Source organism: Actinocorallia lasiicapitis (assembly GCF_054778695.1).
The window spans coordinates 1-22,664 of the sequence record NZ_BAAGZI010000007.1; the positions used below are offsets into that span (position 1 = coordinate 1).

The following is a 22,664-nucleotide window of genomic DNA, read 5'->3' on the forward strand; positions in this document are numbered from 1 at the left end:
CGCCGCCGACCCGCCGGAGATCGAGCCGCCGGCGCCGGAACGCCGCCTGCCGCGCACGCCCGCCCCCCATCCGGCGGTCGCCGGCCTCGTGCGGCAGATTCGCACCGACTACGCCGCCACCGCGCCTTTCTGACCGAGTGATGACCGATGGAGGAGGACCGATGACCGAGACGCCGTATCCGCCCGGCGCCCGGGTCGTCGTCCGCGACGCCGAGTGGATCGTCCGGACCTGCGACCCCGCCGGGAAGGGCTACCGCATCACGGCGATCGGCGCGTCGGAGTTCGTCCGCGACGAGACCGGCGTGTTCTTCACCGACATCGAGCCGGTGGACGTGCTCCGCCCGGAGGACACCGAACTCGAACTCGACGCGACGCCTGGTTTCGCCAAGTCCCGCCTCTACCTGGAGGCGGTGCTGCGCCGCACCCCGCTGCCGCAGACCGAGAAGGGCCTGGCCCTCGCCGGTGCCTTCCTCCTGGACGCCCTCACCTACCAGCTCCGCCCGGCGGAGAAGGCCCTGCTGGGCCTGCGTCCCCGGCTGCTGCTCGCGGATGTGGTGGGCCTCGGAAAGACCCTCGAGATCGGCCTGATCCTGGCCGAGCTGATCCGGCGCGGCCGCGGCGAACGCATCCTCGTGGTGACGCCGCAGCAGGTGCTGGAGCAGTTCCAGCACGAGCTGTGGACCAGGTTCAACATCCCCCTCGTCCGGCTGGACTCGCTCGGCCTGGAACGGATCCAGCAGGACATCCCCGCCGGACGCAATCCGTTCCTCTACTACAAGCGGATCATCATCTCGGTCGACACCCTCAAGAACGAGGGCCGCTACGGCCAGCACCTGGACGCCATGGAGTGGGACGCCGTCGTCATCGACGAGTCCCACAATCTGATCGGAGAGGCCAGCCTCCGCAACCGGCTCGCCCGCCGCCTGGCCCGCCGCACCGACGCGCTGCTCCTCGCGAGCGCCACCCCGCACAACGGCAAGGCCGAGTCGTTCGCCGAACTGATCCGGATGCTCGACCCGGCGGCGATCGTCGACAAGTCGCGCTACTCGGCCGCCGACATCGACCCCCTCTACATCCGCCGGACCAAGGTGGCCCCCGAGGTCAGCGACCAGATGGGGGACCGCTGGCCCGACCGCGGCCCATCGGAACCGGTGACGTGTGCGGCGACGCCCGCCGAGGAGAAGGTCTTCGACGAGCTCACCGAGGTCTGGCTGTCGGGCGGCGCACCCGTCGACGCCAAGAACCGGCTGTTCCCGTACACCCTCGCGAAGGCGTTCCTCTCCTCGCACAAGGCCCTGGCCCAGACGGTCACCAACCGCCTGAAGAACGCCACCGGCCGCGAAGCCGACGCCCTGACGGCACTTGGCGCGCTCGCGGAGCAGCTCACCGACGATGACTCCGCGAAGCTCGCCGCGCTGGTGACCGCCCTGCAGAAGGCCGGGGTCGGGCCGCGCAGCACCACCCGCGTGGTGGTGTTCTCCGAGAGCGTGCCGACCCTGAACTGGCTCCGTGCCGTCCTGCCCGCGAAGCTGAGGCTGAAGGCCGATGCCGTCGACCTCATGCACGGCGGCTTCTCCGACGCCCAGCAGCAGCAGATCGTCGAACGGTTCTCGCTGTCCGACAGCCCCGTGCGGGTGCTGCTCACCGGCGACGTCGCGTCCGAGGGCGTCAACCTGCACCGCGAATGCCACCACCTGATCCACTACGACGTGCCGTGGAGCCTCATCCGGATCGAGCAGCGCAACGGCCGCATCGACCGGTACGGGCAGCGCCACCAGCCGCGCTTCCAGGCCCTCATCCTCACTTCCGGCGCCGAGAACGTCCTCGACGACCGGACGGTCGCGCTCAAACTGATCGACAAGGAGGAGACCGCCCATCGCAGCCTCGGCACCGCGGAGGGCGTCACCGGCCAGTTCACCGCCGAGAAGGAGGAGCGGCGGCTCATTCAGGACCTTCTGGACGGTAGGACCGTCGAGGAGTCCCTGGAGCGTCCCGCCGGGATGGACCCCCTGGCGGCCCTGCTCGACAACCTCGGCGTCGCCCCGGCCGCGCCCGAACCGCGACGCGCGCCCGTCCCGTCGCTGTTCGGCGGCACCGAGGACTTCACCCGCGAGGCGATCCGCTCCCTCGCCCTCCTGCCCGGCCTCGAGGACGACGGCGCGATGCTGGCGTTCGAGCCGCCGAAGGACCTCGTGCACCGGCTGTCGGCCCTGCCGGCCTCCTACCTGCGCACCCACGACATCCACCGCCGGATGCGCGTCACCTTCGACCGCGACCTGGCCCAGGCCAAGCTGGACGAGGCCCGCGCCTCCAAGACGATGTGGCCGGAGATCGCCTACCTGTCGGATCTGCACCCGCTGGTGGAGTGGGCGACCGACAAGGTCCTGGTCAGGCTCGGCCGGCAGAAGGCACCGGTGATCGTCGCGGACGTCGCCGCCCCCGTCTTCCTGATTCAGGGCGTCTACTCCAACCGGCTCGGCCGCCCCACCGTCGTGGAATGGATGGCCGTCAGCGGCGATCCGCCGTCCGTCGACGACCGGACCATGATCGAGGTGCTGCGCGCGGCGAAGGTCGGCCCCGGAATGATCAACAAGGGTGTGGCGCTGGATCTGACGGCCGCCCAGGGTCTGCTGGTCCCGGCGGTCGAGGCCGCCCACGAGCACTTGGACCGCCGCCGGTCCCACTACGACGCCGCGATCACCGAGACGCTGGAGCCGTTCCGTCGCGACGTGGCGTCCTGGGAGCAGCTGACGCTCGACGCGGGCGTCGCCAGGACCGCCGCGCAGCGCGCCGAGGCGAAGACCACCGCCGACGAGCGGCGGCAGCTGATCGACCAGATGGAGACCACCGGCGAGCCGCTGCTGCGGGTCCTCGCCGTGCTGATGGGGGAGGGCCAGTGAGCTTCGACTCGATCGTCAACCGCGGCGACTACTTCTCGGCGCATTACCTGGCCGAGCTGCTGCCGAAGGCCCTCGCGAAGAAGGACGGCGGCCTGTACGCCCGCTGGACCGAGCAGGAGCAGGACGGCCGTACCACGCCCCGCAAGGGTCTGCGCGCGCTCGGCAAGCCCTACTTCGCGGCGCGTCCGCTGCTCGCCGAGTTCGAAACCCGGCTGCGGGACGAGGACGAGCCGCTGCCCGACCCGGGCGAGATGGAGGTCTGGCGCAAGGACCAGCACACGCTCAACGGGACGGTCCTCACCGCGCTCGGCTACCGGGCGGAACCCCGCGAGCTGACGGTCGTCCGGGCGGAGGAGGAGCACGCCGTCCAGGTCGCCTACGCCGACGCGCACCTCGTCGCGATCGAATGCGCCTGGTCGTCCGACGCCGACGCCGCTCTCACCGCGCAGCTGCTGCACCCCGTCGAGGTGGGGCCGAGAGAGAGGCTGACGACGGGCGCGAAACTGGCCGCGTGGCTGTTCGCGTCGGACGCCCCGCCCCGCTACGTGCTGCTGCTCGCCGGTGGCGTCGTCGTGCTGGCCGACCACGCCACCTGGGGCGAGGGCCGCTACCTGGCTGCCTGCCTGGACATCGCGCTCGGCCGCAACGCCGCCGCCGAACTCGACCTGATCGCCGCCCTGTTCGGCGCCGACTCGCTGCTGCCGCCCGAGGACGGCGGCACCGAACCCCTCGCCGAGCTGCTGAGTGCGTCCCGGCTGCACGCCGTCGGCGTCTCCGCCGAGCTGCGGGAGGGGCTGCGGCACTCCGTCGAGCACATCGCCAACGAGATCCTCGACCGCATCCGCGAGCAGGGGTACGCGCCCGAGCAGCTCAAGTCGGCGAGGGTCCTGCCGAAGCAGCTGACCCGCGAGGCGCTCCGCTACCTGTACCGGATGCTGTTCCTGCTGTACGCCGAGGCCAGGCCGGAACTCGGCATCCTGCCGACCGCCGACAAGGACTACGCGCAGGGCTACAGCATGGCCCGGCTCGGCGATCTCGTCGTCCGCGACCTCGCCGGCGAGGAGGCCCGCCACGGCTTCCACCTGTACGAGTCGCTCGACCTGCTGTTCCGCATGGTCAACACGGGTCATGCGCCGCACCCGGAAGGCGCCGTCTCGACGGGCGAGGGCCTGCGGTTCGAGGCGCTCCGCTCCGACCTGTTCGAACCCGGCGCGATCGAGCTGATCGGCCGCTACCGGCTCGACCCCGACGACCCCGAAAGCCCGATTCTGGACCTGCGGCTCCGCAACGAGGTCCTCTACCGGGTGCTGCGGCTGCTGATGCTCACCAAGGGCGGCAAGAAGGGCCGCGGCGGGTTCATCTCCTACGCGCAGCTCGGCATCAACCAGCTCGGCGCGGTCTACGAGGGCCTCATGTCCTACACGGGACGCATCGCCGACGAGGTGCTGTACGAGGTCGCCAAGGGCGGCGACCCGCGCGACGGCTCCTGGCTGGTGCCCGAGTCGAAGGTGCCGGGCTACGAGGAGGCGGTGTTCGTCCCCGTCGTCGACGAGGACGGCGTCAAGACCGGCGAGCACGTCAAGTACGACCGGGGCGCGTTCGTGTACCGGCTCGCCGGCCGTGACCGCGAGACCAGCGCCTCCTACTACACGCCCGACTCACTGACGAAGGTCACCGTCGAGCTGGCGTTGAAGCACCGCCTCGACCAGGGCGGCACCCGCACCACGGCCCGCGAGATCCTCGGCTGGACGCTCTGCGAACCGGCCCTCGGCTCGGGCGCGTTCCTCAACGAGGCGATCGACCAGGTGGCCGCCCTCTACCTGCGTCGCCGCGAGGAGGAGCTGCGGGACGAGAAGCGGACCATCGACGGTGAGGACTACGAGTTCGAGCTGCAGAAGGCCAAGGCGTACATCGCGCTCCACAACGCCTACGGCGTCGACCTCAACGAGACCGCGATCGAGCTCGCCGACGTCTCGGTCTGGCTGAACGTCATGCACGCGGGCCTCCGGGCCCCCTGGTTCGGCCTGCACCTGAGGCACGGTAACTCGCTGATCGGCGCGTCCCGCCGCGTCTACCATCCCGACTCCCTCACCTCGGGCGGCTGGCTCAAGGAGACGCCCGAGGACGTCCCGTTCTCGGCGAACATGCAGGACAGCGCCCTCCCCGACGGCGCCGTCTGGCACTTCCTGCTGCCCGGCTCCGGCTGGGGCGCGGTCGCCGGTGCCAAGGAGGCCAAGGACCTTGCCCCGGCCGAGGCGAAACGTCTCGCCGCCTGGCGCCGCAAGATCTCCGGCAAGGTGAGCGCGAAGGGCCGCCGCAGCCAGCTGAAACGCCTCCAGACCCTGTCGGCCAACGCCGAACACCTGTGGAACGTCGTCGTCCGCCGCCTCACCCTCTCCGAAGCCGAGATCCGCCGCGCCATCGATGTCTGGGGTGCCGACTGGATCACCCAGCCCGAGCACGCCCTCCCGAAGGAGAAGGTCTACAGCGACCTGGTGGAGAGCGGCACCCCGTACTGGCGTCTGAAGCTCCTCATGGACACCTGGTCGGCCCTCTGGTTCTGGCCCGTCGACAAGGTCGGCCTCCTCGACGGCGACGACCCCGAATACGCCGACGGCGAATCCGTCATCGTCTCCTTCGACCCCGCCCCCGAGCCACCGGTCGAGGCGCAGCCGCCCGCCGACGAGACGATCGGTTTCAGCGCCCTCGGCATCACCCCGTCCCTGTTCGAGGGCTTCGGCGAACAGGGCACCCTGGAGGAGTGGGCGGCAGAGGCGCTGACCCACCGCCCCGCCAAGCCGAAGAACCAGCCGAAACCCACGAAGACCCTCAGCGCCGCAGCCCTCCCCGACCTGGACGCCTGGCTCGACTTCGCCGAAGCCATCCTCGGCACCGAACCGATCGCGACCAACACCCTCCTCGAAGAGCTCAACACCCTCGAAGCCGTCGAAGCCTACGAGGACAACCTGGTCAACGCCCTCCTCAAGGGCACCGCCCGCCCCGAAACCCGCCTCCCGGCCCTCTTCCCCTGGCTCGACACCGTCAAGGACCTTACTGACAAGCACGCCTTCTTCCACTGGAACCTCCAGTTCGCCCAGATCTTCCACCGAGGCGGCTTCGACCTCCAGATGGGTAACCCACCCTGGGTCCGCCCCCGCTGGGACGAACCGGCCGTCCTCGCCGAGTTCGAGCCCTGGTTCGAACTCGAGGAGAAGGCTTCGATCTCGACGAAGGACCACCGGAAGACGGAACTGCTCAGAATCCTCGAGGTAAAGCACTACTATCTTGACGAGCTGACCACGACCAGCGGCCAGGTCGCCCTGTTCGGGTCCGAACAGACGTATCCGCTGCTGACGGGCACGCAACCCGATCTCTACCGTGCTTTCATGTGCAGGGTCTGGGGGAGCGCCTCCCCGCGAGGAACCGCTGGCTTCCTGCACTCGGGAACGCATTTCACTGGTGACAAAGAAGGCAGGCTGAGGGCCGAGACATACCGGCGTCTTCGCATTCACGGTGATTTCGTTAACTCGGGGCAGCGCTTCTTTCCCAGGCCGGTAGGCGACACGACGCACTTCGGAGTGCACGTGTACGGGGCGTCGGGAGAGATCGGGTTCGACCACTTGTCCTGGCTGGTCTCGACGGAGGCGCTGCGGTCTTCGGGCGAGCACGATGGCTCAGGTGAAGTGCCCGGGATCCGGTACCGGAACAAGGAATTCGACGAGCGGCCGCATCGAGCCCGCGTCATCCGTGTCGACCGGGAGACCCTGGACATCTGGCGGCGGCTGCTCGGGGATGAGGAGCAGCCCGTCGAGCAGGCCAGGCTGCTGTTCCCGGTGAGCTCGGCGGAGGCATCGGCCATCGAATCCCTCGCCCGTTACCCCCTTCGTCTCGGCCAGTTGGGTGACCGCATTTCCCCCGGCTACCACGAGAGCGGAGCCAAGAAGGAACGCCTCATCGACTACAACCGGTCCGGTGACGAGGAGTATCAGCCTGATCGGTGGCGGCGCGTCGTTCTCAAGGGAACTCAACTGGGCCTGGCCAATCCGATCTTCAAGCGCCACGACGCCAACAGCAATGACCCTTTCGGCGTCGATCTCGTCGGCCTGAGTGCCGATCATGTGCCGAGCACCGCCTACGTCCGCGTCGAAGGCCGAACTCCGGCCTTCCTGCGCAAGCAGGACCGATGGACCGATCACGCGGCCCTTCGGCGGCTTCGCGCCGACGAGAGAGCGTTGAACCGTGCGCGCCTGACGATCGCAGACGAAACCGACCGCGAGCCCGCCGAGGTGACGGCCGGAGAGATCGACGAGGCCCTCCAGCAACGAGCGAAGCGCAGGTTCTCCGCCTTTTACCGACTGGCCTGGCGACGGATGATCGCGCCGAACACCGAGCGGGCGCTCTACCCTGCGTTGATCCCGACTGGCACCACTCACGTCGACGCCGTTCACAGTTTGGCGCTGCCAGAATTGCGCCACACGGCACTAGTAGGCGGTTTCTGGGCAGGTCTGCCGATGGACTACTTCCTTCGCGCCACAGGACGAGCCGACATGCGGGTCGGGTCGGCGCGTGCGATGCCGGCGCCGGAGCTGGAGCATCCGCTTGCGGCGGCGTTGTTGCTTCGGACGTTGCGGCTGAACTGCCTGACGGACGCCTACGCGCGCCTGTGGCGGGAGCTGTACGACGCGGAGGGCTGGGCCGGAGAGGGCTGGGCTCGAGAGTGGCCGGGGCTCGGGGTGTTGAACGAGGTCGGGCCGGAGTGGACCATGGCGACGCCGTTGCGGACGGAGCGGGAGCGGCGGTCGGCGCTCGTGGAGATCGACGCGTTGGTGGCCGTCTGGCTCGGGATGGACGCCGACTCGCTGATCGCGGCCTACCGGGGCCGGTTCCCGGTGTTGCAGAAGTACGAGGCCGTGACCTGGTTCGACAAGGACGGGTGGAAGCTGGCCGGGAATGCGCGGACGTTCGGGCAGCGGCAGCGGAAGGAGAGCTGGGCGGAGCTGACCGCGCATCTGGAGGACGGCGGGCCGGTGCCGGTCGGGTACACCGCGCCGTTCTACAAAGCCGACCGGGAGACCGAGATGCGGGAGGCGCACGCGCACTTCGCCGAGCGGCTCCGGGCGTCCGGCTACCGGGCGGGGGAGGCGGAGCAGTGAAGCCGACCCTGGCGGCAGGGGAGCTGCGCGAGAGCGTCACCCAGTACCTGAGCACGACGTTCGCGCTCGCCGACACCCACGTCCGGGGCGCCCTCGAACGGTTCCTCAAGGACGAGCGGCAGGGCATCTTCCGCGGTCCCTACGTGCGGATCAGGACGCCGTTCCGGTTCGCCGAGGACGGCTGGCGGTCCTGCGTGGAGTGGGCGCCGAAGGATTGGACGCCCTACACGCACCAGGAGAAGGCGATCCGCCGGCTCACCAGCCACGGTGGCCACACCCCCCAGCCGACGCTGGTCACGACCGGCACCGGCTCGGGCAAGACCGAGTCGTTCCTGGTGCCCGTCCTCGACCACTGCCGCAGGCAGCGGCGGTCCGGGCGCGGCGGTGTGAAAGCGATCCTGCTGTACCCGATGAACGCGCTCGCCACCGACCAGGCGAAACGCCTCAACCGGTTCCTCGCCGACCCGGCGCTCCGCGACGTCACCGCCGCCCTCTACATCGGCGACACCCCCGAGACCGACTATGCGAAGGTGATGACGCGCCGCGCGGAGATCCGCCGGAACCCGCCCGACATCCTCATCACCAACTACAAGATGCTCGACCTGCTGCTGCAGCGCGGCGACGACCTGCCGCTGTGGAAGGACGCCGAGCTCGCCTACATCGTCGTCGACGAGTTCCACACCTACGACGGCGCCCAGGGCACCGACGTCGCCATGCTGCTGCGGCGGCTCGCCGCCGCACTCGGCCAGTCCCGCGACGACGAACCGCTCGGCGCGATCTGCCCGGTCGCGACCAGCGCCACCCTCGGCGAGGGCGGCGACAGCGCGCCGATCCGCGCCGTCGCCAAGGAGATCTTCGGCCGGGACTTCGACGAGGGCTCCGTGATCACGGAGGACCGGCAGACGGTCGAGGAGTTCATCGAGCTCAACGAGCTGCTGCCGCTGCCGAGCCCGCGCGAGCTGATGAGCTGCGGCAACCCCCTGCTCGACCCAAAGGCCCTCGACACCGCCGCGTTCGCCGTCACCGGCCTGCGCGGGCTGACCGAGACCGACGAGAAGCGGGCCGAACTCGGCGGGCTGCTCAAAGGCCACATCCTCACCAAGGCTGTCCTTCACCTGCTGAAGGACGGGCCCGCGACCTCGCTGGAGCTGATCCGCGGCCTGTCGGGGGCCGGCGCCTACGGTTGGGGCGCCACCATCCAGCAGTCGCCGCAGGTCGCCGCCGACGCGCTCGCGCAGTTCATCGCCGTCCTGTCGGCGGCCCGCGACCCGCAGCGGCCCGACCGGCCGTTCCTGCTGATCGAGACGCACATGTGGGTGCGGGCGGTGTCGCGGCTGCTGCGCCTGGTGCACCGGCAGCCCGCGTTCGGCTGGATCGGCGAGCCGCCTGTCACCGACGAGACGCTTCCCGCCGCCAGCGTCACCGGACGTGCCCTGCTCCCGGCCGTCTACTGCCGGCACTGCGGCCGGTCCGGCTGGGCCGCCTACTCGCCGGAACGGAACCCGAACGACCTCGTCACCCAGCCCGAACGGATCTACAAGGCGGTGGTCGGCGCGGAGAAGAAACGGGTCAGGGCGCTGCTGCTGGCGACCGCCGCCGAGTTCGCCGACCTGCCGAAGGAACTCGGCGCGTTCAACGGTGAGCGGGTCCGTCCCGTCACCGAGGGGGACGCCCACGGCACGGGCGAGGAGATCTTCGTCCTGACCGATCTGCGCAACGACCGGGAGGCCGACGCCGCCGCCGAGGCCGACCGGTGCCCGGCCTGCGGTCTGGACGAGGGCATCCGGTTCCTCGGCGCGGGACTGGCGTCGCTGGCCTCGGTGGCGATCACTCAGATGTTCGCGGGCCGCCAGCTCGACCCGAGTGAACGCAAGACCCTCATGTTCAACGACGCGGTGCAGGACGCCGCCCACCGGGCCGGGTTCGTCGCCAACCGTTCCTACACGTTCTCGCTGCGCCGCCTGCTCGCCTCCCGGCTCGACGCCGTCACCCCGACCCGGCTGAACGACCTGATCGCCGATCTCGTCGCCGTCGCCAGCGACTCCGCGGTGCTGCCCGCCGTCGTCCCGCCCGACCTGCACGAACTCGACGAGGTCGATCAGATCCTCGGCCAGTCCACCACCGGTTCGCCGGACGCCTGGAACCTCATCGCGCAGCGCCTGGCGTTCGCGACCGTGATGGAGCTCGGCCTGCGATCCCGGCAGGGCCGCACCCTGGAACTCACCCGCACCGCCGCCGTCGAGGTCGTGATCCCCGACCCCGGGAAGCTGGTGAAGGCGGCCCGCGACGTCCACCAGCAGATCCCCGGCATGGTCGAGCTCGCCACGCCCGAACGGTATCTGGCGTTCGTGCGCGGCCTGCTGGAGCGGATGCGGGTGCGCGGCGGCGTCAAGCACGCCTGGCTGGAGGCATGGATCGACAACGCGGGCACCCGAAGGTTCCGCGCCATCTGGGGTCAGCGCCCCGAAGGGATGCCCGCCTTCCCCAAGGGGCTGTCCGCCCCCACCTTCCTGATCGACCGCGGTAAGCGCGGATCGGAGTTCGACCGGATCGACTCCGCTCAGGGCTGGTACCAGGACTGGGCGGCCCGCTGCCTGACATTGCCGCGCGGCATGGCGGGGGAGTACCTCTCCCGCATCCTGCCGATCCTCGCGGCCGAAGGGATCATCTCGGTCCGCACCGCCGGCGACGGCGCCACCCGCGTCTACGGGCTCCAGCCCGGCCACATCCAGATCCGCAAGCTCACCGGGGCGGACGTCGACGACGCGGGCGTCGGCTGCGACCGGTGCGCGTGGGCGCAGACCGTCCACCCGAGCCTCGTCGACGACTGGCTCGGCCAGCCCTGCCCCCGCTACCGGTGCGCCGGGCATCTCAACACGCGCGGCGGCGGCAAGGGCCACGTGGGCGACTACTACCGGCGCCTCTATCTGGCGAGCGACGAGATGTTCCGGGTCGTCACCGCCGAACACGCCGGGCCGCTCAGCCGCAAGCAGCGCGAGATCGTCGAGGAGCGGTTCCGCGAGGGCGAGCGGTACAACGACCCGAACGTCCTGTCGTGTACCGCGACGCTCGAACTCGGCATCGACATCGGCGACCTGTCGGCCGTCGTCCTCGCCTCGCTGCCGCCCAATCCGGCCAGTTACGTCCAGCGGGCCGGACGCGCGGGACGGCAGAGCGGCAACGCCTTCCTGGTGACGCTCGTCGGCAGCGGCCCCCGCGACCTCTACTACCTCGACGAGCCCCGCGACATGATCGCCGGGGAGATCGTGCCGCCCGGCAGCTATCTGTCGGCGATCGAGATCCTGCGCCGCCAGTACGTCGCGCACCTCGTCGACCTGACGGCCCGCGGCCGGCTCGCCGGCGTGCCGCCGATGCCGCGGGTCGCCGCCGCGCTGTTCGGCGAGACCGGCTGGCTCGCCCTGCTGACCACGGCGGCCCTCGCCGACGCGGAGACGCTCGTCGGCAGCTTCCTGCGGCTGTTCCCCGGCGCCGTCCTCCCTGAGGCCCGCGCCGAACTCGAGACCTACGCCCGCGCCGGTCTCGCGGACGCCGTCGAAGAGGCCGGGCGCGTCTGGAACGAGCGCCTCGCCGACCTCCGCGACCGCCTCCGGTCCATCGACGAGGCCAGGGACGCGCTCCCCGACATGGCCCCCGCCGAGAAGACCGCCCGGGAGGCGCTGCGCGCGGAACGGCGCGGCGTCGCCAAGCGGATCAGCGAGATCGGTCGGCAGAACGCCCAGAACGCGCTCGTGGAGCTCGGGCTGCTGCCGAACTACTCGCTGGTCGACTCCACCACCGCGTTGGAGGCGACCCTCACCTGGGAGGACGAGAGCGCGGGCGGCAACGAGCGATACCACACCGAGGTCCGCGAGTACCAGCGGTCTTCGCGGATCGCGCTGACCGAGCTCGCCCCCGGCAACTCCTTCTACCTGCTCGGCTACCAGCACAAGATCACTGGTCTGGACATCGGCACGCCGAGCCGTCCCGCCTACGAGGCGTGGCGGATCTGCCCGTCCTGCGGGCACGTCCGCACTCACCTGGCCGAGACCGACACCTCGGCCTGCCCGCGCTGCGAGGAACCGGCGATCGGCGGCGTCCAGCACCTGCACCGGGTGCTGAAGCCCGTCCGGGTCACCTCCCACGACCGGCGCGACGACGCCCGCATCCGCGACGACCACGACGACCGGCAGCGCCTCTACTACGAGCGGGCCGTGGCCGTCGACATCGACCCGGCCGACCTCGCCCGGGACTCCTGGCGGCATGAGACGAAGACGTTCGGCGCCGACTTCACCCGCAACGCCGTGATCCGGACGTTCAACCTGGGGCCGTCCCGGCAGGACCGGCCCGCCGTCGACCGGTTCGCCGGCGAGGACGTCCTGGTCAACCCGTTCCACACCTGCCCGGTCTGCGGCGGCACCACCCTCGACGGGCCGCCCGCCCGCGGCGTCCAGGGCTCGCTGCTGGCGACGTCGCTGAACGACCCGACCCGGCGCCACCACCGGCAGTGGTGCATCCACCGGCGCTCATCGCAGGACGTCGAGCACGTGCCGCTGATCCTCGCGCACGAGCTGCGCACTGAGGCGATCCGGATCCTGCTGCCGGTGTCCACGCTGCTGATCGAGGAGCGGACGGCGTCGTTCAAGGCGGCCCTGCACGCGGGCATCGCCGCCAAGTACGGCGGTGACCCCGACCACCTGCAGATCGTCGCCGCGACCATGCCCGACCGGAGGACCAAGCGCGTCCGCCGGTTCCTCGTTCTGCACGACACCCTGCCCGGCGGCACCGGCTACCTGCACCGGCTCGCCGACCCCGCGGAGTTCCACGGGGTCCTCGCCGCCGCCCACGCGATCCTCCGGGACTGCCCCTGCCGGGAGAACCCACTCAAGGCGGCCTGCCACCGGTGCCTGCTCGCGCACGTCCCGTCCCGCGAGTACCCGGTTGTGGACCGGGCGCTCGCCCTGGCAATGCTCGACGACCTGCTGGAGGAATGGGGGACGGCGAAGGTGCCGTCCACTGACCTGATCTCGCTGTGGGACCTGATCGGCAGCGAACTGGAGGCCCGCTTCCTCGCGGGAGTCGAGGCATGGGCGCGACGTCCCGACACGCCGGGCACCTTCGAGCGCGGCGACCGCGCCCCGCGCGGCCACCGCACCGGCGACCTGCGGATCGACGGCCCGGACGGGCGGCTCGTCCGCTGGCGGGTCACCTTCCAGAACACCATCGAGGGCACCCGCCCCGACGTGCTGTTCCACCGGGTCGACGGGCCGCGCTGCGAGGTCGCCGTCTACCTGGACGGCTACGACTACCACGCCGCGCCCGAGGTCAACCGGCTCGCGAGCGACGCCCGCAAGCGGACTGAGCTGCGCGCTCACGGCCGCTACGTCCACCAGCTGACCTGGGAGGACCTGGAGGAGTGGAAGAGCCGCGCGTACGGCCCCGTCCCGGCGGGTGAGCCGCTGCGCGCCCCCTACCTCAACAATGCCCAGATGGCCGCCCGGCAGATCTACGGCATGGTCGCGCCCGATCGGGATCCCGCCGAACTGGCGCGGACGGTGTGGACCAACCCCGTCGACATGCTCCTGGCGTTTCTCAGCGAACCCGACCCGCTGCTGTGGCAGTGGCGGGCCGAGGCCGCGATCGCGGGTCTCCTGCCGGGTGTCACCGCCGGAGACCAGGCGGTCGTGCGGCACGGCGACGCCGCGAAGGCGCTGGGCGCGGCGCTGCGCGGTGAGCCGATGCCCGGCGCCGACCCGTCCGGGGTCCGGGTGATCCGCGCTTTCGACGTCTCCGGACTGCCGATCGTCGCTACCGTCGAACGGCGCACCGGTTACGTCTGGACGGCCCTCGTCGCCGTCGACGACCGGCCCGAAGCCGTCGCCGACGAGGCCACCCACCGCAGGCAGTGGGCGGCGTGGCTGTTCTGGAGCAACATCCTGCAGTTCCTCGCCGGCGGCGACGGAGAGGCCGTCCAGCTGGCCGTCTCCGGCCTCGACGCGACCGATCTGGCGATGCTGGCCGTCGCGGGCGGCGAACGCCTCGACCGGACCCTGGCGCTCGTCCCGCTCGACGCCGAGCTGGCCTACGGGGAGGAACCGGTCACGGCCAGCCCCGTCGAACGGGCGCTGGAGACCGCGATCGACGCCGTCCTCGACGAACGCTGGGAGGAGATCTACGACCTCCTCGCCCCCGACGAGCCCGGTCTTGCCGAACTCGCGCGGGAACTGGCCGCGCTCGGCGTCCCCGCACCGGCGACCGAGGACGTCGGCTACGAGCTCGGCGAGCAGGCCTGGTGCGCCGAGCTCGTCTGGCCCGAGCAGAAGATAGCCCTGGTGCTCGCCGGGGACACAGACGAGGATCACCGGCGGAATTCCGCCTTCGCCGAGGCGGGCTGGGCCGTCGACGACGTCAGAGGCTGGTCGGCCGCCGAGCTGGCCCGCCGGATCAGGGGAGAGTGACCGTGCCCGCGAGACTCCGCATGCTCGACCGCGCCGACAAGGAGATCCTCAAGCTTCCGCGCGACGTCAAGGGCGCGATCTACGACTTCCAGCACAAGTTCCGGCGCGACCCCGCCAACCCGTCGCTGCACTTCAAGGCGCTCAAGGGCGAACGCCTGCACTCGGCGCGCGTCAACGCCGACTACCGGGCGTTGCTCCTGCACGCCGGTGGTAGCGACTACATCCTCGTCGCGGTCAAGCACCGCAAGGAGGTGTACGAGAACCTCGACCGATTCCGTCCGCAGATCAACCCGGTCACCGGCGGCATCGAGTTCCTCGACCTCGTCGCCGCCGAGGAGCGGGTCGAGCGGACCGCGGAGAAGGCAGCCGTCGAACGTCCGCCTGTCGGGCTGTTCGCGCATGTCACCGCCGAGCAGCTGGTGGAGCTGGGCGTCAGCGAACCGCTGATCCCGCTGATCTTCAAGCTCGCCGCCGAGGACGAACTCCTGGCCCTGGTGGAGATCGCGCCGCAGCTCACCGGCGACGTGCTGCTCGCCCTCTTCGACGGCCGCACCGCCGAGGAGATCCTCGAACAGATCACCGCGCCGGTCGCCGCCGACGAGGAGATCGACGAGGACGACTACGCCTCCGCGCTCACCCGGCCCGCCACCGCCGTCACCACCGACGACGTCGCCCTGCAGAGCGTCCTGGAGGACGGCGACTTCGGCCGCTGGCGGATCTTCCTCCACCCCACCCAGCGGAAGATCGTGGAGCGGGCGTACAGCGGGCCCGCCCGGGTCAGCGGCGGCCCCGGCACCGGCAAGACGATCGTGGCGCTGCACCGAGTGCGGCAGCTGGTCGAGCAGCTCCCGCCGGGCGACGGCAAGGACGTGCTGCTCACCACGTTCAACAAGAACCTGGCCGCCGACCTGCGCCAGCGACTCACCGATCTGGCCGGTCCTGGCGTGCTCAAACGCGTCGAGATCGTCAACATCGACCGGCTCGCCACCCAGATCGTCGCGGAGTCGGCGGGCGGCGACCGCCGGCAGTGGATCGACGACCAGCGGGCGATCCGCGAATGGGAGGACATGCTCACCGAGCAGGGCGACGGCCGCTGGGACCCCGAATTCCTGCACGCCGAATGGTCGCAGGTCGTCCTCGGCCACGCCGTCGCCACCCGCGCCGACTACTTCCGCGCCCGCCGACCAGGCCGGGGCCGCGCCATCACCCGGCAGGACCGGGCCGAGATCTGGCAGCTCGTCGAACGGTTCGTCAAACGCCTCGACGACAAGGGCCTGTGGACATACCGGCAAGTCGCCGAGCGGGCCGCCCGGCTGGAAGCCGAACGGGCCAGGGCGCTCGCCGACTACGAGGCCGGGCAGGTGTCGTCCTACAAGATCCACCGGGAGTCGGGGATCTGGCTGCGGCCCCGGTTCCGGCACGCCGTCATCGACGAGGCCCAGGACCTGAGCGCCGCCCACTGGAAACTGCTCCGCGCGATGATCCCGCACGGGCCCGCCGACCTGTTCATCGCGGGCGACAGCCATCAGCGCATCTACGCCAACCAGGTGTCGCTCGGCAGCCTCGGCATCGAGATCCGCGGCCGGTCGTCCCGGTTGGCGCTCAGCTACCGCACTACCCACGAGATCCTCGGCGCGGCCGTCGGCGTCCTCGGCGGGGCGGACTTCGACGACCTCGACGACGGCAGCGATGACCTCGCCGGATACCGGTCCGTCCTCCGCGGCGCGGACCCCGAACTGCACGGCTACCGTACCTGGGACGCCGAACTCGACGGCATCGTCGAGCGCGTGCGGGGGTGGAACGACATCACGCCCGCCTCGATCGGGATCTGCGTGCCCGAACGGCACATGGTCGCCGAGGTCGAGAACCGTCTCGGCCGCGCCGGGATCGTCGCCGCCGCGATCGGTTCCGACGGCCCCAAGGTCCGGGACGCCGTCCACGTCGGCACCATGCACCGGTTCAAGGGCCTCGAATACCAGCGGATGATCATCGCGGGTGCGGGGGAGGGTCTGGTACCGGCCCAGCGGATCGAGCAGTGGGCCGACACGGACCCGGTCCGCTACCGGCGCGAGGAGCGGATGGCGCGGTCACTGCTGTTCGTCGCCGTCACCCGCGCCCGCGACACCGTCGCGATCACCTGGCACGGGGAGAAAAGCCGGTTCCTGCCATGAGGAAGATCGCCGACCGCTATCAGGTGTCGCGGCCGATCGGACGCGGCGGCATGGGCGAGGTATGGGAGGCCGTCGACCTGCGCCTCAACCGGACCGTCGCGGTGAAGCTCATCGCGTCCGCCCTGCTGGGCGACGACGGGCGGGCCGTCCGGCGCTTCCATCGGGAGGCCCGGATCACCGCCCGGCTGCGGCACCCCGGCGTGCCGGTGCTGTACGACCACGGGACGGACGGCGGCACGCTGTACACGGTGATGGAGCGCGTCCAAGGCGTGACGGTCGCCGACCTGATCGCGGAGAACGACCCGCTGCCGGTCGCCTGGGCGGTGTTCGTCACCGCCCAGGTCTGCGCGGTGCTGGCCGCCGCCCACGCCGAGCAGCTGGTGCACCGCGACATCAAACCGGCGAACCTGATCGTCACCCGCGACGGCGCGCTGAAACTCCTGGACTTCGGTGTCGCGACGACCTCGGGCGTCCCGGAGTACTCCCAGATCACGACGCGCGGCGAACTCCCCGGCACGGCTCTCTATCTGGCCCCCGAACTCTTCGAGGATGCTCCGGCGTCGGCCTCCTCGGACCTCTACGCCGTCGGCTGTCTCCTCCACGAACTCCTCACCGGTGCCCGCCCCTTCACCGCCCGCACCCCCATGGACGAGATCCAGCACACCCTTAAGACCCCACCTCCGCGCGTCACCCGCGCTGACGTCCCGCCGCCCCTGGCCGACCTGACGTGGTCGCTCCTGGCGAAGACCCCGGCGTCCCGCCCGCCGAGCGCGGCGTCCGTCCACGCCGCGCTCCTTCCGTTCCAGACGCCCCTGCCACCGCTCCTGGACGTCCTGTCCCCGGTGGCGTCCCAGAGCCCCTTGGCCCTCTACGCCGCCAGCCTCCTCACCGCCCTGCCCTGACCCCCTCCAACAACCCACCCCACACACCCTGCGACACGACCAGATGCCCCCGCCCAGGCTGCTTCGCATCCCGCACCGCGATGACCCGCCGCACAGCCCCCACCTCGCCGCAATCGCCGTTCTCGTCACTATGGCTGCTCTTGCGCCTGCCCGGTGCTGCGGTGGACGTCCCGCGATCGCCTCGATCGCGGCGGTCTTCCCGGCCGGGTCGACCAGGTCGGCCTCGCGCGCCGCTGGCTCGGCGGCTGGCTGGGCGAGGGCCACCCGGCGGAGGAGACGGCGGTCCTCCTGCTCACGCGTTGTGCATGGCCGTCTTCCGCGCCTGGACGTGCTCCGGAGTGGAGATGTAGGCCCATCCGACGGCGAGTTGCTCGATGGGCCGGCTGAGATCGTCACCGTCGCGGCCGCGAAGGAATCCGGCCGTCGTCCGCGATTCCGGGTAGTTGGTCCGGAAGACCATTTTCGCCCCCGCATTGGCCAGCACGTCGCGGTGGAAGTCGGCACTTCCCTGACTGGCGACCACCACGGATATCCCGTACTTGCGGCCCTCTTTCATGAGCTTGGGGAGGGTGATGTCCCCGGCCAGCCGGTGTGCTTCGTCAAGGACGACGGCGAGGCGCAGCGCATCGGCAGGACCCCACTGGAACATCTCACGGTAGATCTTTCGCAGGAGGAAGGCTCCGGCGGCCAGCTGGACCGTCTCCAGCTTGAGTCTGCTCAGATCGACGACCATGCCCGCACTCCACGTGGAGAGAAACGCCTCGGTCGGGGAGTTGGCGAACAGCCCGAAATCCGTCAACGGGCGCAGGCGGTCTCTGGCGTTCTTGCCACGTGCGGCCTGTTCGACCTTCCCGATCTGGTCGGCGACGAGCCCCATGTCGGGAACGCCGCCTGCGGTCTCGTAGGCGCGTTTCAGGCCGTCGTAGACATGATTGCGCTGTATCTCTCCGAGGCCGCAGACATAGCCGATGATCTCCGAGACTTCCCATGCGGTCTCGGCGATCACTCGTGGATCAGTGGAGGACAGCTCGAAGGGGCTGAACGGGAGACCGTCCGCCGCATCGACGATCTGGGCGCGGGGAGGGGGGTCGATCGCCATGTCGCCGTGAAAGTCCAGGATCAGGGAGGGGAGGCCCTGTTCGGCGAACTGGCGGATGATCCGACGAGTGGTCACCGATTTGCCCTGCCCGGGGATGCCCAGGATGAAGGCGTGCGGGCTGCCCTTGGTGCTGATGTTCCAGGAGACCTCGACGCCGCCGGTATCGAGTCCCAATCCGACGCTGATCGTTGAGGGTACGGGGGTGTCCTCCTCAGGCGGTGGCTTCTCGGCTTCTGATCGTGGTGCGGGAGCTTCGGCGGGGCGAGGGACCTCGGCCGGCGGCGGAGTCGTCTCGTTCGGGGTCGTCTCGCTCGGGGGGATCGGGGCGGCCGCGGGGTTGATCGTGGTGAAGCCGGCCTGTCCCAGGTCTTCAGCGGTCAAGACGGCGATCGACACATTGCGGTGCTTGGCGGGAAAACCGCCGGTGCCATCGGGGCTGATGACGAAGCCCTTCATGCTGATCTCCGGGGGTTCGACCGACTCCTCGATGCGATCGATGTTCCGATGGGTTTCCGGCAGCTTGTCCGCTGGAAGGAGGCCGTAGCGGGCCGACCGTTCCGCGTAGTGGTGCAGCAGGCCCGCGAGCCGAGTTCGTTGGAGGGCGCCGTCGAGCCGCGGCGGGTCCGTCATGAAGAACTGGCGCCGCAACACCCGTTCGGTGTTCTCCAGCTGGTCGACGATCTCGTCGGCGAGCGACGTCGGCAGCTGCGCGGCGCCTCGGCCTTTGACCTCGATGCATTCGATCCGCAGAGAGCGTCGAGTGACCTGTACGAGCAGCAGGTCGCAGCGCCGGGCCGATCCTTCCTGCACCGGTCGCGCACCGAAGATCTCGGGGTGGGCGTCGACCGGAACGACGATCTTTCCTGCGAGCCGGCCTCGCTGTTCCAGATGGGCCATGACGGCGGCGAGACTGACCGCTTCGACCGACAGCGAAGTCTCCCGGAGCAGGCGGAGCGCGAGCCGTCCGGAGACGAGCAGCAGCCGGTTGAGGACAAGGGACACCGATGGGTCGTCTCCCGTCAAACCCAGTTTCCTCATCGCTTCGGCCAAGATGCGCCGGACCTCGTCGTGATGCGCGGTGGTCACGGTGATCTTCCCGTCGAACCCCTCTAGGAAGTCCGGCGTGTAGTCGAGGAGGTAGCGGCCGTCGTCCGCGGTGCCTCGCGTGGTCTCCTCGAAGAGTGCCGCGCCGAACCCCCGATCCAGTGTCACGACCCAGTCAGCACGCCGGTGAGCGGCCCGGATCTGTGCCAGGTCGGCCTGCCCGAGCCGGATGGAGAGGGCGGGGACGTCGGATGTCAGGCCCAGCACCGCCGCGGCGGCCTTCTGGTGGGAGCGGTGGGCCTCCACCATGTCCGTCTCGATCCGTCCGCTGCGCCGGGGTTTCAGCGCCGGTGTCACATGCCATTCTGCGGCGCCGTCGAGAGCGCGTTCCGCCCGCAGAGGTGTCAGCAGGTCCTGGAAGGCCGTAGTCCACGCGTCGGGTGGAGCTGGGGAACCGGTGATCCTCCCCGTGACCAGGTCCTGCACCACGGCCAGGTGGTGCCCTTCCTTGTCCGAGGCGAGCCTCGCCAGGCTACGCGCGGCCAATCCCATCGGCGGGACCAGATGGGTGGCTCTGCGCCGGGTCTCGCTCGTCGCGACGGTGCGCTGCAGTTCTCGAAGAACCGCGATCGGATCGGTGTAAGGCAGCCGATCGCTGTACGCGATGATCTCCATCCGCTGGGGTTCCGCCGGCTGGGTGTTCTGGGCGGAAGGCTCCTCGGGAAGCGCGATCGGGGCGAGCGCCCGTGCCAGCACCGCTCCCGATCCCGGATTGACCGACATGATCCTCAGGGCGCCGATTCCAGGATGGGCGTCCAGGTAGCTGCGCACTCGCTCACCGATGGTCTGGGACGCGATCGACAGGTGGGCGTTGACTCGGACGACGTCGATGGCCCCGCAGATGACGTCCGCGGCCGACTGCGGCTCAGTCGTGTCCGGCGGTAGATAGAGCGCCGAGCCATGGGTCAGTTCCTCGGCATGCACGTACGGTGCACCCGACTGGTCGATGGTGACGAAGGGCAGGTTCGCCGGTGACAGCCGGGACACCATCGCGAGATCGACCCGGCGCGCGCGATCGGCCTTGTCGCCGCCCGCGCCACCGAGCTCCTCGGCCCACTCCCTCAAGATCCGGTCGTGGGCGGCGACCCAGGCCAGCCGGATGGGGTGGATCGGCAGGAGGACGAGTCCGGACACGGCATCAGATCCCGTGCCGACGTGCAGCACCAAGGTGTCCATCCGCAGCAGAGCCGAACGTGTCGACGTATCGCCGCCGTCGAGCGCCCGCTTGTAGCTACGGACATAGACGCTCACCTCGGTTCGCAGGTCGTCGTCCCAGGCCAGGACTTCCACCACGTCACGTGGGGCATGTGAGGCGAGAGCGGCGAGCAGTTTCCGGCGGTGCTCCGCCAACGCGGACGGGATCTCCAAGGGCCGTCGTTCTGCTTGGTCCGGATCGATCGGCTCGCCGAGCGGAGAGATCGCCTCGAACGCGACGGCCTCACGCGGGTCGGCCATCAGTCGGCGTTGCAGGCCGGTGATCACCCGTGACACCCGGACCTGGGTCCTGCGGCCACCGATCCGCAGGTCGAACAGCTGCCCGTCGGCGTCCCACACCGGTGCGCTCTCTGAGAGCTCGCCGCCGTTCTCGACCGCCACGACGAGCACGGCTTCCGGCAAGGATGCCGCCCCCGCCGCTCGCGAGACCGGCTCGGGAGCGTGGTCGTCCAGCCTGACCTGGAACTGGTCGCTCTCCGCCTCGGCGACGGAGCCGTCCGGCAGTCCCAGGTCATTGCCATCGGCGTCCTGAGCGCGGACCTGGACGACGAAGAGCGTCCCCTCGGCGAGATCGTCCTCCGTCACCGAGATGCTCAGGGTGGTGCGGCGTGCCGTGCCCTTCGCCTTGGTGGCGGCTATCGGCGGGGTATCGATCGAGCGGAGGTCGGCGGGCGGCACCAGTTCGATCCGCCAGGATGCGACGGCACTGGTCTTGGCCGGTTCCGTGGTCCACTTGACGACGATCTTGCCCGGGCGGTCGGGCGTCACATCGCAGTACAGCTGTCCGTCGTCTCCTTGACGCAGCTTGGCCTGGGGATCGACCTGACCGTTGGGCTTGACGAACGGCAGGACTTTGATCTGCTCCAGGCTGGTCTGCTGCATCTCGACGAGCGGCCACCGGTCGAAGGTGAGGTCCGCGGCAGGGCGCTCACCGATCGCCTGAGCCCAGACGGTCGGGTTGGCCAGCGCGCCGGCCTCCTGCTGTTCCAGGAAGGACGTCATGGCACGACGGAACTCGCCCTCCTTGATCTGCGCTTCGACGAGCCGATCGATCACTCGTGAGGTCGTCCGGGCAGGTCGGGCGATGGCGGCGACCGCTTTCGCGTTCCGCGGCAGCCGCTCGGCCAATCTCTCGCCCGACAGATCCGGAATGAGGCCGACCCGCCAGAGTTCCCGCCCGACCGACAGCTCGCTGGGATCGTTGACGACGGCGCTCAGGAACCTTGCCCAGGGCTCCGTTTGGAGGTCTCTGCCGAGCACCCGTTTGACCTGGGTGAGTACGGGACCGGCCGATGTCTCCAGCAGATCCTTCTCCAGAGCGTCGGTCACCGATGCCAACAAGGTCAGCAGCGGCAGCGGCTCGAACGAGTTGTCCAGTGAACTGGCCGTGTGACCGGTCCCCGCCGGGACCAGCAGGAGCAGCTGGCGCTCCTTGCGGTTCCGCAGCTCGATGGCACGGTCGATCGCGATCTCCAGCCGTCCGAGGGGATCCGGTGAGAGCACGTGGACGGCACGGTTCGAGTGGAGTTCCGCGGTGGTCTCGGCGAGGGCTGTGGCGTCCACGGCGGAGAGATCATCGACACGGACGCAATGGCCCTCACCTCGGTTCCGCAGGTGGCCGTCAAGGGTCGCGGCGATGCGCGCTATCAAGATGCGGGGGAGGCC

The 22,664-nt window shown here is 70.2% G+C and carries 7 protein-coding genes; 5 read left to right on the forward strand and 2 right to left on the reverse strand.

The window, feature by feature from the left end; all coding sequences use genetic code 11:
- Positions 1-161 precede the first annotated feature (161 nt).
- The 5 genes from ACYVE7_RS01820 to ACYVE7_RS01840 are packed head-to-tail and all read left to right on the forward strand — an operon-like array spanning position 162 to position 17,581.
- Positions 162-2,900, forward strand: a complete 2,739-nt coding sequence (locus ACYVE7_RS01820) for a helicase-related protein (RefSeq protein WP_460362580.1) — start codon at positions 162-164, stop codon at positions 2,898-2,900.
- The gene (locus tag ACYVE7_RS01825) at positions 2,897-8,053 is read left to right on the forward strand and encodes a DNA methyltransferase family protein (protein WP_460362582.1); all 5,157 of its coding nucleotides are present in this window, start codon (positions 2,897-2,899) and stop codon (positions 8,051-8,053) included. Before ACYVE7_RS01820 ends, ACYVE7_RS01825 begins: the two co-directional genes overlap by 4 nt.
- Positions 8,050-14,508 carry a DEAD/DEAH box helicase gene (locus tag ACYVE7_RS01830; RefSeq protein ID WP_460362584.1) on the forward strand — a complete coding sequence of 2,153 codons (6,459 nt, stop codon included), beginning with the start codon at positions 8,050-8,052 and terminating at the stop codon, positions 14,506-14,508. Before ACYVE7_RS01825 ends, ACYVE7_RS01830 begins: the two co-directional genes overlap by 4 nt.
- 2 nt (positions 14,509-14,510) lie before the next feature.
- Positions 14,511-16,679, forward strand: coding sequence for a UvrD-helicase domain-containing protein (locus ACYVE7_RS01835; RefSeq protein WP_460362586.1), 2,169 nt, complete (start codon positions 14,511-14,513; stop codon positions 16,677-16,679).
- Positions 16,676-17,581, forward strand: a complete 906-nt coding sequence (locus tag ACYVE7_RS01840) for a serine/threonine-protein kinase (RefSeq protein WP_460362587.1) — start codon at positions 16,676-16,678, stop codon at positions 17,579-17,581. The genes ACYVE7_RS01835 and ACYVE7_RS01840 overlap by 4 nt, the downstream gene beginning before the upstream one ends.
- Here the strand turns inward: ACYVE7_RS01840 and ACYVE7_RS01845 are convergent.
- Positions 17,565-17,684 carry a DUF397 domain-containing protein gene (locus ACYVE7_RS01845; RefSeq protein WP_460362589.1) on the reverse strand — a complete coding sequence of 40 codons (120 nt, stop codon included), beginning with the start codon at positions 17,682-17,684 and terminating at the stop codon, positions 17,565-17,567. The two genes, ACYVE7_RS01840 and ACYVE7_RS01845, sit on opposite strands and share 17 nt — an antisense overlap.
- Positions 17,685-17,873: 189 nt before the next feature.
- Positions 17,874-22,562 carry a helicase HerA domain-containing protein gene (locus ACYVE7_RS01850; protein ID WP_460362591.1) on the reverse strand — a complete coding sequence of 1,563 codons (4,689 nt, stop codon included), beginning with the start codon at positions 22,560-22,562 and terminating at the stop codon, positions 17,874-17,876.
- Positions 22,563-22,664 lie beyond the last annotated feature (102 nt).

Excerpts from the sequence above, each read along its gene's own strand:
- ACYVE7_RS01820 (WP_460362580.1), top strand. The coding sequence starts at position 162 with ATGACCGAGACGCCGTATCCGCCCGGCGCCCGGGTCGTCGTCCGCGAC.
- ACYVE7_RS01840 (WP_460362587.1), top strand. The coding sequence starts at position 16,676 with ATGAGGAAGATCGCCGACCGCTATCAGGTGTCGCGGCCGATCGGACGC.